Here is a 13,066-nt window from a genome sequence, read left to right as displayed (position 1 = left end):
GCATGCGCGAAGCGCGAGTCTCGAGCGCTGTTCGCGCGGCCCTCCAGGGGCCGCGCTCGAGCGCGCCAGCGCTCCAAAAATACAGCCCAATACCTTTGTGGTGCACAAAACACCGCAGTGGTTCCGCCCGCCCGAAAGTGCGGCAGGTGGCATCACTCGAGCCGTCCGTAGGACCGGCCTGCGGTACGTGAAAAGCTTCGCCCGATACCGCCGCCCACCGGTTTGCCACACGCAAATGCAGTTCCAGAAGAAACACTTACGCGCGGAGCTCGGCTACATAACCACGAAGCACCGCCCCCGCATCCAGCATCGCAAGACCCTGCTCGGTCAGTTTCGCCTGCCATGCGGTCAGAGCAGCAGTAAGCGCCTCGGTACTCCCCGCGGCACGAATCTGAGCGATAACGGCCGCGATGTGATCAAGACGGTAACCACCACGACGGAGGATCGTCGTCAGGTGAGCGTCACGGCGGTCGGTGGACGTGTAGAGCCGGTAACCGGTGCCGGAATCGCGCACAGGGGAGAGAATGCCCGCCGCTTCCCAAGCCCGGAGAGTGGCCGGGGTAAGCCGCAGGTGGGCGGCTAGTTCACCGATGGTGTACGCGGTCTCGGAATTCGGTGTGGGAGAGGGTGATTCGTTCGCCAGGTGGTCGACCGCGCGGCGGATATCGGTCAGAGTCTCGCGATCTTCCAGTAGACGGGCATGAGCACGGTCGACCTCGGTGAGAGCAGCGTCGAGATCATCATCGTGCAGCGCACGCATCACGCGACTCGCGACGGCATGCCCGAAGGCCGGAATCAGGGTGAGGTAGGTACGCAAGGCGACGACGTGGAGATCGGTGTAGACCCGGTATCCGGTGGGGGTGCGGTCGGCGGGCGGAAGACACCCGTCCTGCTCGTAGTTGCGCACCGCCTGGGTGGAAATGCCGTGCTCACGGGCCAGGTCCGTCGGTCGCAGGTGCCTCACGATTTGAGACTTTACCCGGCATCTACCCTGTACAGAAGGGCGAAGTTTACACCGTTTCTTCAACGATACGATGTACCCACATGAGTCAGAAGATCTGGGATTTCATCCCTTCCACCTGCGAGCTCCTCGCCTTCGGCGAACCCACCCACAAGGAGCCGGGCTTCGCAGCCCTGCGCAACAACCTGTTCGCCGACCTGGTCGACCGCGGGTTCCGCTCCATCGCCTTGGAAACCTGCCGCACAGCCGCACTCACCATCGACGACTATGTCCGCCACGGTGTCGGCACCCTCGACGAGGTGATGCGCACCGGCTTCACCCACGGCTTCGGCGCCTTCGACGCCAACCGGCAACTGGTGACCTGGCTGCGCGCCCACAATGCCGAACTGGCACCCGCGGACCGCGTGAGCATCCACGGTTTCGACGGCGCGATGGAAACCATGTACGCCCCGAGTCCGCGCCCTTACCTCGAATATGCCTGCGACTACATGCAACTCGACCTCGGCATCCGCGAGCTGGCAGGCGAGGACGACCGGTGGAACCGCACCGAGGCGATCATGGACCGGACGATCTCGGTCGGCGCCGGCACCGATGCCGCGCGCCTGCGCGTCATCGCCGACGACCTGCTCGTCCGCCTCCGTACCCGGGCACCGGAACGAATCGCCACAACCTCACTCGACGAATGGCGCAGGGCAGCAATCCATCTCACCACCGGACTCGGCGTGCTGCGCTACCACGCCCGCGCCGCCGACCCTCACGCCGACGACGATCGCTGGTCGGCCCTGTCCGCCACCCGCGACGCCCTCATGGCCGAGAATCTGCTCGACATCCGCACCGTCGAGAGTTCACGCGGCCCGACCCTGGTGTGCGCCCACAACCTCCACCTGCGCCGCACCTCGAGCATCATGCGAATGGGCCCGATGAACCTCACCTGGTCGGGAGCCGGCGCGATCGTCGCGGCCCTGATGGGGGAGCGCTACCAGGCGGTCCTCGGCAGCCTGGGCCGCAGCACCGGCCTGGAACTCGGCGAGCCCGACCCCGGTACCTACGAGGGCATCCTCCAGAAGTCCACGTCCACTTGGGGACTGGTGGCCGCCGGCACCCTCGACACTGCCGAAATCCGCACCGATACAAGACCTGAGCAGGGCTACTTTCCCCTGGACCCCGACACGATCAAGGGAGCAGACGTGATCCTGCACCTGCCCGAGGGAAGCGCCACCAGTCTCGCCAATTGGGGCTAGGCCCGGTCCAGTCGCGATGACGAGTCCCGGGGCGGCGGTGCAGACGTGCACGCCGCCCCTGCGAAACTCACGTCGCCTGGCTCACCGACGACATGTGGAAGTCCGGAATCCGCAAGGGCGGCATAGCCGTTCGGCTGAACCAGTCCTTCCATTCGCGAGGAAGGGTGATCTCGGTCGCGCCTGCCTCCGAGACCCGCCGCAACAGGTCGAGAGGACTCTCGTTGAAGCGGAAGTTGTTCACCGCGCCGGTGACTTTTCCGTCTTCGACGAGGTACACGCCGTCGCGGGTGAGGCCGGTGAGCAGCAGGGTGGCCGGATCGACCTCGCGGATGTACCACAGGCAGGTCAGCAGCAGGCCGCGTTCGGTGCGGGCGATCATGTCGTCCAGGGTGGCGTCGCTGCCGCCGGTGAGCAGTAGGTTCTCGCCGGGAACCGTTGCGGTGGTGCCGAATTCGGCGGCGGCGGCGCGCGGGTAGATCAGCGATTCGATGGTGCCGTCGGAGATCCAGTCGACGCGCCGCGCGGACAGACCGTTGTCGAACACCGACAGCGACTCCGACGACGAGGGGGTCGCCACGAACGGCCGGTACTCCAGGCCGCTCGCCTTCGGGTCGGAGTACAGGGTGAGCGGGAGGTCGGTGAGTCGCTCACCGACACGCGTGCCGCCCGCCCGGGCGAACGCATTGTGCCCTTCCTGGGCGCCGCGACCCTCCATGCTCCACGCCATGTAGATCATCAGATCCGCGACCGCCGAGGGCGGCAACAGGGTTTCGTAGCGGCCCGCGGGCAGGTCGACCCGGCGGGCGGCCCAGTCGAGCCGCCGCGAGAGCTCCGACAGCAGCCCGGGTGTGTCCACATCGACGAAATCGGGTGTCCCGACGCCGACCCAGGCGCTGGCGAGATCGCTGCCCTCCCCGCGCTTTCCATTGATTTCGACCGACCCGGTCGGCTGGGTGAACCGGCGGCGGATGCCCGTCGAGGTGCCGAGCCAGGTGGTGTGCACCTGGTGGTGGGCGAAACCGTAGAGCCGGTCGGCGCCGTCGAACCCGGCCGACAGATCGTGGGCCAGCCCGGCGAACACGTCGATCCCGGTGCTGCCCGGCGCCTGCTCCCAGGTGTCCGAATCGTCCTCGGTCGGCTCGAGCAGCGGCATGGCGTCCTGGGCCGGTTCGGCCGTGCGCGCGGCCTCCTCACCGGCCCGCACCACGGCCGCGATGTCGGCCGGATCGACGCTGGTCGACGCGATCGAGCCCACGCGAGCCGAGTTCGGTCCGTCGCGGAAGATCGAGATCACCGCCCACGACCGCGACACCGACGAACCGTTGGTGGTCATCGAATTACCGGCCCACCGCAGCGACGCCTCGTGCGCGTCGGTGACGAGCACGATCGCCTCGTCGGCCGTCGACGCGGCAAGCGCCCGCTCGACCACCGCGCCCGCCGGGAACACACTCGCGCTCACTGGCCGCCCTCCGTCCGGGTGTTGAGAATATTGACCCCGCGCACCAGCACCGACGGGCAACCATGACTCACCGCCGCCACCTGACCCGGTTGAGCCTTACCGCAATTGAACGCCCCACCCAGCTGCCATGTGCTCGGCCCGCCGACCGCCTCCATCGACCCCCAGAAATCGGTTGTCGTGGCCTGATAGGCGACATCACGCACCTGACCGGCCAACTCCCCGTTGCGGATCCGGAAGAACCGCTGTCCGGTGAACTGGAAGTTGTAGCGCTGCATATCGATCGACCAGGATTTGTCGCCCACGACGTAGAGACCGTCCTCGACCCGCGAGATCAGCTCGGCAGTGCTCGTGTCGTTGTCGGGATCCGGCTGCAGCGACACATTGGCCATCCGCTGGATCGGCACATGGTGCGGCGAATCGGCGTAGGAGCAGCCGTTGGAGCGGTCCAGGCCGAGGCGCGGGGCGAACACGCGGTCGAGTTGATAGCCGACGAGGACACCGTCGCGCACCAGATCCCACCGCTGGCCCGCCACACCTTCGTCGTCGTAGCCGACGGTGGCCAGCCCGTTCACCTGCGTGCGGTCACCGGTGACGTGCATGATCGGGGTGCCGTAGCGCAGGGTGCCGAGCTTGTCGGGAGTGGCGAACGATGTACCCGCATAGGCGGATTCGTAGCCGATCGCCCGGTCGTACTCGGTGGCGTGCCCGATGGATTCGTGGATGGTGAGCCACAGGTTGGTCGGGTCGATCACCAGATCGGTCGGCCCGGCCTCGACCGAAGGGGCCTTCACCTTCTCGGCCAGCCAGCCGGGGATCCGCGCGAGTTCGTCTGCCCAGTCCCAGGTTCCGTCGGCACCGGTGACGTACTCCCACCCGCGACCCGCCGGCGCGGCGAGGGTGCGCATGGTCTCGAACACCCCGGACGCGGCATCGACGGTCACCGCCTCGAGCTCTGGATGCAACCGCACCCGCTGCTGGGTGATCGACGATCCCGCGGTGTCGGCATAGAAGGTCTGTTCCTTGACCTGCAAGACCGAGGCGGTGACGTGGTCGACACCGTCGGCCGAGGACAACCGCCCCGAATAGTCCTGCAGCAGCGCCACTTTGTCGGCCGTCGGCACCGCGAACGGATCGAGATCGTAGGCCGACACCCAGGACACGTCGTCGTAGACCGGTTCGTCGGCCAGCTCCACCCGCTCCCGGTTCAGCGAACGCAGCGCTCGCGCGACGGTCACCGCGCGACGCGCCACCTCGGTGGCGGTGTCGGGGGTGAGGGCGGCGTGGGACGCGAAACCCCAGGTGCCATCGACGATCACACGCACCGCCAACCCGAGTTCGGTGGCATCGGTGACCGCCTCGACCCGGCCGTCGCGCAACCGGATCGACTGGGTCACCAACCGCTGCACCCGCAGATCGGCATGTTCGGCGCCCGCCGCGCGGGCCGCCGACAACGCGGCCTCGGCCAGCGCGGCGAGCCCGAGCGCGCGGAACTCTTCGTCCACCTCGTGTGAAGTCGTGGTACTCACCGCGCCTACGCTAGCGGCTCCCACCGACACGTGCCCACGCCCGCGTGAAAACCGGGCCGTGGCAGCGACAACCGTGACGCGCGGGCCCCGATCCTCCCGCCGGGGAACCCGCGGATGCCGTAGGGTGCCCGCCGTGCCGCCATCTGCCCTCCGCGATCGAAAAAGGGAACGAACCCGTCGTGCGATTCTGCTGGCCGCCGTCGAATTGTTCGAGGCAGCAGGCTATGAGGAGACCACCGTCGCCGAAATCGCGGCCGCGGCCGAGGTCGGCACCCGGACCTTCTTCAACTACTTCGCCAGCAAGGAAGAACTGCTCTTCCCCGAACCCGACGACCGCGTGCGCGCGGCGGTCGCGGCCATCGCCACCCGCAGGCCGGGGGAGCGACCCGTGGAGGTGTTGCTGCGTGCCCTGCGCGCCGCGGGCGACAATCCCGGCGAACACCTCGTCGACGATCTGGGCGCCCGCATCGCCGCCCTGCGCGCCCGCGTGTCGCGCACCGTTCCGTCGGTGAGCGGTCGCGCCGCGCATGCCCAGCTCGTCGCCCAGCGCGAGATCGCCAGGCAACTGCACCTGGCGTTTCCCCACGAACTCGACGAGGTCGGCGCGGCCGCCCTGGTCGGCGCCGTGGTCGGCGCGGTCTCGGGCGCGTTGACGGTGCTGTTCCAGCAACCGCAGCACAGCATCGACGACGGCGAACGCCTGCACCGCAAGATCCACGAGACCACCTCGCGGGTCCTGCAACCGTGGCTGGCCGCCCAGCCCGACGCGGTGCGCTAGGCGAACTGCTGCCAGCCCAGCCGCACCACCATCACCACGACGACGACCAGCAGCACCACCCGGACGAAGCCCGCGCCCTTGGCCAGCGCCATCCGCGAACCCACAACGGCACCGGCGATATTCGCCACCGCCATGCCCGCGCCGAGCCCCCACAGCACGTGCCCGGTGGCACCGAGATACAGCAGCGCACCCACGTTCGAACCACAATTGACGACCTTCGCCATCGCCGCGGCGCGCACGAACTCGGTGCCGAGCAGGGTGGCGAAGGTGATGATCAGGAAGGTTCCGGTGCCGGGACCGAGCAAGCCGTCGTAGAGGCCGATCAGGCCCGAGGCGAGCGCGACGACCAGGATCACCTTGCGTCGCGTCGGCGGGTGCGTCGCCATCGTCAACCCGACCTTCGGTCGCAACGTCACGAAGATCGCCACGCCGACGAGCACGACCATCACCATCGGGATGAACAGTTCCCGGTCGATGAGCGACACGGCCGCCGCACCGCACGCGGCGGTGATCGCGGCGATCACGCCACCGGGCACCAGCGCCTTCCACTGCATCGGTACCTTGCGCGCGAAGGTCAGTACCGCCGTGGCCGTTCCCGCCAGCGCGGCCATCTTGTTCGTGCCGAGCGCGGTCTGCGGTGCGATGCCGGGGGCGACCAGCAACAGGGTGGGCAGGATGATCAGCCCGCCGCCGCCGACCACCGCGTCGACCCAGCCCGCCGCCGCCGCGGCCACCAGTAGCACCGTCCAGTCTCCGAGTTGCACGCGTCAAGGCAATCAAGATCACGGCCGGAAAGCCAGCGGGCGCCTAGGCTTGGCCGGTGCGCCGGTTCAGTCTGTGGCTTCGTGGACGACCCATCGTCGCCGACTCCCTCCTCGCGGTGATGCTGCTGTGCTTCGACGTTCTCGGCGTGGGCGAGGCCAGGAACAAGGTCGTCTACCTCGTGCTGTCGGTGCTGCTGCCGATGCCGGTGGCACTGCGCCGCCTGTACCCGCGAGCGATGGCGGCGACCCTGCTCGTGCTGTCGCTGCTGTGCACGTTCACCGCCTACCTGCTGAACGAGAGCACCGCACCGCACGTGGCGCTGATCGGGCTCGGCGTGATGCTCTACACGCTGGTCGCCTACGTCGGACGCCGTGACGGGCTGATCTACGTGGGCTTCCTCGCCCTCGATTTGGGTCTGTCGGTGCTGCTGGTGCGCGAGCCCAAGGGCGGCGACCTGATCCTGGTCGGCGCCATCTACGCGCTGTGCTGGACGCTGGCGGAGTTCAACGGCGCCCGGCACGCCTACGACGCCGAGGTCGCCGCGCGGCTGGCCGTCGCCGACTACGACAAGGAACGCCGCGCCCACGAGGCCGTCGCCGCCGAACGCACCCGCATCGCCCGCGAACTCCACGACGTGGTCGCGCACGCGGTGAGCGTCATCATCGTGCAGGCCGACGGCGCGAAATATGCCCTGCGCACCGACCCGGACGCCGCCGAACGCGCACTGTCGACGATCGCGGGCACCGGCCGCGACGCCCTGCGCGAACTGCGCCGCACCGTCGCCCTGTTGCGCACCGAACACGCACCCGAACTGCTACCCCAGCACGGCAGCGCGGGCATCGCGCAACTGGCGCAGATGATGCGTGAGGCGGGCCTGGCCGTCGACCTCGAGCTCACCGGCGAACTCGACGACATCGCGCCCGAGGTGAGCCTCGGCGTGCACCGCATCGTGCAGGAGTCGCTCACCAACACCCTCCGGCACGCCGGTGTGAGCGCCAAGGCCGTGGTGCGGGTGCAGCGCGGCACCGAGGAGATCCTGGTGGAGATCACCGACAGCGGCGGAATCCCCGTGCGGGAGAGCGCGATTCACGGTGGCGGTATGGGCCTGGTGGGCATGCGCGAACGCGTCGCGGTGCTCGGCGGCACCCTGCACGCGGGCAAACTGCCCGACGGGCGCTGGCAGGTGAGCGCCCGCCTCCCGCTGCGCGCCGAAACCGACTGAATCACCCCGCTAGGGTGAGGGAATGCCGATCAGTGTGCTCGTGGTGGACGATCAGGAACTCATGCGGATGGGTCTGAAAATGGTCCTCGGCGCCCACCCCGACATCGAGGTCGTCGGCGAAGCGGCCAATGGCGAGGAAGCCGTGCGCCGCGCCGGGGAGCTGCGCCCCGACGTCGTGCTGATGGACGTGCGCATGCCGGTGGTCGACGGCGTCACCGCCACCGGCCGCATCGTCGCCACCGGTGACGGCGTGCGCGTGCTCGTGATGACCACCTTCGACCTCGACGAACACGCCCTCGGCGCGCTACGCGCGGGGGCGAGCGGATTCCTACTCAAGGACACCCCGCCGGAAGATCTCGTCTCGGCGATCCGCAGCGTCGCCGCCGGTGACGCCGTGGTGTCACCCAAAGTGACCAAACGCCTGCTCGACCGCCTCGTCGCCGACGACCCGGCCGGGCTGCGCGACCCCTCGGTGCTCGACGTGCTCACCGTCCGCGAACGCGAGGTGCTCGAGCAGATCGCCGCCGGGCAGAGCAACGCCGAGATCGCCGCCGCACTGTTCCTGTCCGAAGCCACCGTGAAGACACATGTGGGCCGGGTGCTCACCAAACTCGGGCTGCGCGACCGGGTACAGGCGGTGGTGCTGGCGTACGAGACCGGGCTGGTGCGGCCCGGCGGTTGAGTGATCCGCCACGGGCCGGGAGAAAAAACGCGGGCTCGTGCGTTGAACGGGTAGATCGTCCGAAAGGATCACCATGACCGCCCTGCTGTTCGTGCTCTACCTCGTCGTCGAGATCGCCGCCCTCGTCGGCCTCGCCCAGGTGATCGGCGTCGGCTGGGCGCTGCTGGTGCTCGTCGCGGTCTCCGGCGTGGGACTGGCCTTGCTCGCCAAGCAGGGGCGACGGGTGTTCGACCGGTTCCGCCGGGCCTCGCGCGGTGAGGTGAGCGCGGAGAGCGCGGTCGCCGACGGACTGCTCGTCGCGACGGGATCGGTGCTGCTGTTCGTGCCGGGCCTCGTCACCGGCGTGCTCGGATTGCTCGCCCTGTTCCCGCCCACCCGCGCGCTGCTGCGGCCGGTGCTCGAGAAGCTCGGTACCAGGCGCTTCGGCCCGCTGCCCTCGTTCGCGCCCGCGCCCTACCGTGGCGTGGTCGTCGATGCCGGCGGCGACGTGGTCGACGGCGATGTCGTCGGCCAGTGGTATGACGACGGACACACTCGTGGTCCGCGTGCGCTCGGTTCCGCCTGAACCGCTGACACTCGCACCGGTCGACGGTCTACAGTGACCCGCATGGCCACCGAGCAGATCACCGTCACGGTGAGCGAAGAACTGGCCGACGCGGTACGCCGAGCGAGTACCGCTGCCGGACAGTCGATGTCGGACTTCACCACCGCCGCGTGGCGGTTGGAACTGATCGCCGCCCGAGCGGGCGGACACACACCGGCGGGACTCGGCGACGCCGACGTGTGCGCCGTACTGTCCCTGCCGACCTGACGATCCGCCGATACGGCAGACTGGGGCACCGTGAGTACCCAGTTGCTGATCGGCGGTCGTTTCTACAGTTCCAGCTCCCCGGACGCGACCGCGATGGCGGTCACCGACGGCACCGTGGTGTGGCTCGGCGCCGAGGCGCCCGGGCGTGCCATGCATCCCGACGCGGAGATCATCGACCTCGACGGCGCGTTCGTCGCGCCCGCGTTCGTCGACCCGCACGTCCACGTCACCGCCCTCGGACTGCGGCTCACCGGGCTGGATCTGCGCGGCGCGCACTCGCTGGCCGACCTCCTCGACGCGGTGCGCGCACACGCCGCGCGCCAGCCCGACGGGGTGATGATCGGCGACGGCTGGGACGACACCACCTGGCCCGAGCAGCGGCCGCCGACGGTCGCCGAACTCGACGAGGCCGCGGGGCCGGGCAGGCTGGTCTACCTCGCGCGCATCGACGCGCACTCGGCGGTCGCGTCCTCGGCGCTGCTCGATGCCGCCGGTGAGTCCGGCGACCGTGGCGAACCGCTGCGCGCCGACGCCCACCACCGGGTACGTGCCGTCGCCCTGGCCGGACTGTCTCGCGCCCAACGGGATTCGGCCCGCACCGCCGCCCTCGACAGCGCCGCCGCGCACGGCATCGCGGCCGTGCACGAATGCGCCGGACCCGACATCTCCAGCCGCGACGACGTGCGCGAACTGCTCGCCTTCGACCACGGCGTGCAGGTGCGCGCCTACTGGGGCCAGGCCGTGCGCGGCGCGGACGAGGCGCGCACGCTGCTCGCCGAACTCGGCGTGCACGGACTCGGCGGGGACCTGTTCGTCGACGGGTCGCTCGGCTCACACACCGCGCTGCTGCGCGAACCGTACGCCGACGCCGCCGGCTGCGGGAAGAACTTCCTCGACGCCGATGCCGTCACCGACCACCTGCGCGCCTGCACCGAAGCCGGGATCCAGGCCGGGTTCCACGCCATCGGCGACGCTGCCATGGACCTCGTGGTCGACGGATTCGCCCGGGTCGCAAGCGAACTCGGCGGCCCTGCCGTCGCCGCGCGCGGGCACCGGGTCGAGCACGCCGAGATGACCGACGCCGCCGCGATCGAACAGCTCGCCCGGCTCGGAGTGATCCTGTCGGTGCAACCGGGCTTCGACGCCGCCTGGGGCGGAACCGACGGCATGTACGCCACCCGCCTCGGCGCCGAGCGCGCCGCCGGGCTCAATCCGTTCGCCGCGATGGCGGCCGCCGGGATCTCACTGGCCATCGGCTCCGACGCTCCCGTGACGACCCTGAATCCCTGGGAGCAGATCCGTGCCGCGGTGCACCACCGCACCTCCGGGCACGGACTCTCACCGCGCGCCGCCTTCGCCGCCGCCACCCGTGGCGCCTGGCGCGCGGGCGGTGTCCGCGACGGGATGGCGGGCACCCTCGTCCCCGGTGCCCCCGCGTCGTACGCGATCTGGGACGCGGGCGATCTCGTCGTCGCCGCCGCTGCCGACACGGTCCAGCGCTGGTCGACCGACCCGCGCTCGCGCGTCCCCGGCCTGCCGGCCCTCGACCCGGACGCGCCCCTGCCGACCTGCCTGCGCACCGTGCACAACGGCACGACCATCTACGCGGCCTGAGCCGACCAGCCACGAATCACGGAGCGCGACACCATGATCGACCCCGCCACCGGCGACCGGCCCCTACCTACCGAGCCATCGGGATCGGCCGAGGGACCTGCCTATCCCGGTGACAAGGAGCACGAGAGTCCTTCCACACCGGAAGTGGGCGCCGTCGACGGTCGCTCCGCTGAGCCGGGAAGGTCGACGGACCGGCCCGCAGCCGAAACGAGTGACACGCACGGACCCGACGGCACGTCGCCGTCGGAGCGGAGCGCGGGGCCCGAAGGCGATGCCGATTCCGATCGAGCGGTGGGGACGGCGACGGCTGGGGCCGTGCTCTGGCGGATGGTCGCGGCGGCGCTCGGCGGATTTCTGCTGTTCGCCAGTTTTCCGCCGCGGCCGCTGTGGTTTCTCGCGCCCTTCGCCGTCGCGCTGCTGACGCTCGCGGTCTACGGGACGAGCAGGGTGCGGGCCGGATTCGGGTACGGGATGCTCGGTGGGCTGGCGTTCTTCCTACCGTTGCTGCCGTGGACCGGGATCTACGTGGGCCCCGTGCCGTGGCTGGCGTTGTCGACGGCGTGCGCGGTGTTCTTCGGGCTCTGGGGTGTGCTCGCGCGGTGGCTCGGCAGGCTGCCCGGGTGGCCGGTGTGGCTGGCGCTGGCGTGGACGGCGACCGAATGGGCGCGCTCGAACGTTCCGTTCGGTGGGTTTCCGTGGGGGAGAATCGCTTTCGGGCAGGCCGACGGGTGGTACCTGCCCCTGGCTGCCTACGGTGGCGCCCCACTGATCGGCTTCGCGGTGGCCCTCACCGGCACCGCGCTCGCCGCCCTCGTGCTGCGGGTGCGCGCCGGGCAGCGCACTGTCGACAAGGGCATCGCGCTGACCGGTCTCGCCGTGATCGTCGCGCCGCTGGCCGGGCTCGCGCTGCGCCCCACCCTGCCCGCCCCCGACGACGGCCTGCGCACGGTGACGGTCGCCGCCATCCAGGGCAGCGTGCCGCGACTCGGCCTCGACTTCAACGCCCAGCGCCGCGCCGTGCTCGACAACCACGTCCGGCGCACCGAGGAACTGGCCGACAGCGTCGCACGCGGCCAAGAGCGCAAACCGGACATCGTGATCTGGCCCGAGAACTCCTCCGACATCGACCCGCTGCGCAATGCCGACGCCGCCGCCGTCATCACCCGCGCCTCGGAGCGCATCGGTGCCCCGATCCTCGTCGGCGCGGTCCTGGTGAACGGCGACCGGACCACCACGAACTCGGTGATCGTCTGGAACGGTGCCGCCGGACCGGGGGAGCGCCACGACAAGAAAATCATTCAGCCGTTCGGTGAATACCTGCCGATGCGAAGCTTCTTCCGTTTGTTCTCTTCCTATGCCGATCGCGCGGGCTATTTCGTACCCGGCCACGGCGACGGCACCGTCACTGCCGCGAATGTCCGAATCGGCGTCGCCACTTGTTATGAGGTCGCCTTCGACCGGGCATTCCGGGAATCCCTTGCCGCGGGCGCGCAATTGCTGACCGTCCCGACCAACAACGCCACCTTCGGCGAGAGTGAGATGACGTATCAACAATTGGCGATGTCTCGGGTGCGCGCGGTCGAGCACGGGCGGGCGCTCGTGGTCGCGGCAACCACCGGGGTCAGTGGGATCATCACCGCCGACGGCACTCTCACGCAGCACTCCGACCAAGTCGTCCCCGCGGCGCTGGTCGCCCAGTTACCATTGCGCGACACGGCGACGATCGCGACCAGGACTGGTGCGGCGCCCGAACTGGCGTCCGTTATCCTGACCGCGATCGGCGCGGGACTGCTCTTGGCCCGCCGCCACCGAGAGAACCAGACGCAGGTTATGCGCAGCTCGGGAAATTCTGAATAAGCGGTTTGTTTCAGCCCGGGGGAAGCGGCATCGAGTTGCTGCTACAGGGGTGTAATTCGTTGAGCGCGAAATAAATCCAGATCGGTAGCCATCCGGCCGCCGGAGTACTCCGAATCATGGGCGTGGATAGCCACGCCCTGGGCCGTCGTG

Annotated in this window: 12 protein-coding genes; 8 read left to right on the top strand and 4 right to left on the bottom strand. The window is 69.6% G+C overall.

What is annotated here, in order from left to right:
* Nucleotides 1-256: 256 nt before the first annotated feature.
* Nucleotides 257-964 carry a MerR family transcriptional regulator gene (locus AB0I19_RS05985; RefSeq protein WP_357145019.1) on the bottom strand — a complete coding sequence of 236 codons (708 nt, stop codon included), beginning with the start codon at nucleotides 962-964 and terminating at the stop codon, nucleotides 257-259.
* Nucleotides 965-1,044: 80 nt separating this feature from the next.
* Here AB0I19_RS05985 and AB0I19_RS05980 point away from each other — a divergent pair, with 80 nt between their 5' ends.
* Nucleotides 1,045-2,202 (top strand): erythromycin esterase family protein, encoded by a 1,158-nt coding sequence (locus AB0I19_RS05980; RefSeq protein WP_357145016.1) that lies wholly within the window; start codon nucleotides 1,045-1,047, stop codon nucleotides 2,200-2,202.
* Nucleotides 2,203-2,269: 67 nt separating this feature from the next.
* Here the strand turns inward: AB0I19_RS05980 and AB0I19_RS05975 are convergent, their stop codons facing one another.
* The gene (locus tag AB0I19_RS05975; RefSeq protein ID WP_357145151.1) at nucleotides 2,270-3,649 is read right to left on the bottom strand and encodes a TldD/PmbA family protein; all 1,380 of its coding nucleotides are present in this window, start codon (nucleotides 3,647-3,649) and stop codon (nucleotides 2,270-2,272) included.
* A gap of 8 nt (nucleotides 3,650-3,657) precedes the next feature.
* Nucleotides 3,658-5,187, bottom strand: a complete 1,530-nt coding sequence (locus AB0I19_RS05970) for a TldD/PmbA family protein (protein ID WP_357145013.1) — start codon at nucleotides 5,185-5,187, stop codon at nucleotides 3,658-3,660.
* 133 nt (nucleotides 5,188-5,320) lie between these two features.
* Here AB0I19_RS05970 and AB0I19_RS05965 point away from each other — a divergent pair, with 133 nt between their 5' ends.
* Nucleotides 5,321-5,965: a TetR family transcriptional regulator gene (locus AB0I19_RS05965; protein ID WP_303745828.1), complete on the top strand. Its 645-nt coding sequence runs from the start codon at nucleotides 5,321-5,323 to the stop codon at nucleotides 5,963-5,965.
* On the opposite strand, the gene AB0I19_RS05960 is transcribed toward AB0I19_RS05965, so the two are convergent.
* Nucleotides 5,962-6,729 (bottom strand): TSUP family transporter, encoded by a 768-nt coding sequence (locus AB0I19_RS05960; protein ID WP_357145010.1) that lies wholly within the window; start codon nucleotides 6,727-6,729, stop codon nucleotides 5,962-5,964. The two genes, AB0I19_RS05965 and AB0I19_RS05960, sit on opposite strands and share 4 nt — an antisense overlap.
* A 56-nt stretch (nucleotides 6,730-6,785) precedes the next feature.
* Here AB0I19_RS05960 and AB0I19_RS05955 point away from each other — a divergent pair, with 56 nt between their 5' ends.
* The 6 genes from AB0I19_RS05955 to lnt all read left to right on the top strand — a co-directional run bounded on the left by AB0I19_RS05955 (nucleotide 6,786) and on the right by lnt (nucleotide 12,916).
* On the top strand, nucleotides 6,786-7,952 hold the full coding sequence (locus tag AB0I19_RS05955; RefSeq protein ID WP_357145007.1) for a histidine kinase: 1,167 nt from the start codon (nucleotides 6,786-6,788) through the stop codon (nucleotides 7,950-7,952).
* Between the two features lie 22 nt (nucleotides 7,953-7,974).
* Nucleotides 7,975-8,634 (top strand): response regulator transcription factor, encoded by a 660-nt coding sequence (locus AB0I19_RS05950; protein WP_067635505.1) that lies wholly within the window; start codon nucleotides 7,975-7,977, stop codon nucleotides 8,632-8,634.
* A 73-nt stretch (nucleotides 8,635-8,707) separates the two neighbouring features.
* Nucleotides 8,708-9,199 (top strand): FxsA family protein, encoded by a 492-nt coding sequence (locus AB0I19_RS05945; RefSeq protein ID WP_067492207.1) that lies wholly within the window; start codon nucleotides 8,708-8,710, stop codon nucleotides 9,197-9,199.
* A 42-nt stretch (nucleotides 9,200-9,241) separates the two neighbouring features.
* Nucleotides 9,242-9,445 carry a hypothetical protein gene (locus tag AB0I19_RS05940; protein ID WP_067492208.1) on the top strand — a complete coding sequence of 68 codons (204 nt, stop codon included), beginning with the start codon at nucleotides 9,242-9,244 and terminating at the stop codon, nucleotides 9,443-9,445.
* 30 nt (nucleotides 9,446-9,475) lie between these two features.
* Nucleotides 9,476-11,059, top strand: coding sequence for an amidohydrolase (locus tag AB0I19_RS05935; RefSeq protein WP_357145003.1), 1,584 nt, complete (start codon nucleotides 9,476-9,478; stop codon nucleotides 11,057-11,059).
* Between the two features lie 327 nt (nucleotides 11,060-11,386).
* Nucleotides 11,387-12,916, top strand: coding sequence for an apolipoprotein N-acyltransferase (gene lnt / locus AB0I19_RS05930; protein ID WP_357145148.1), 1,530 nt, complete (start codon nucleotides 11,387-11,389; stop codon nucleotides 12,914-12,916).
* The last annotated feature ends 150 nt before the right edge of the window (nucleotides 12,917-13,066 follow it).

It is taken from the genome of Nocardia sp. NPDC050413 (assembly GCF_040655475.1).
GTDB lineage: Bacteria > Actinomycetota > Actinomycetes > Mycobacteriales > Mycobacteriaceae > Nocardia > Nocardia coubleae.
The sequence above is the reverse complement of the archived record's forward strand: the minus strand, read 5'-3'. Positions and strand labels throughout refer to the sequence as shown.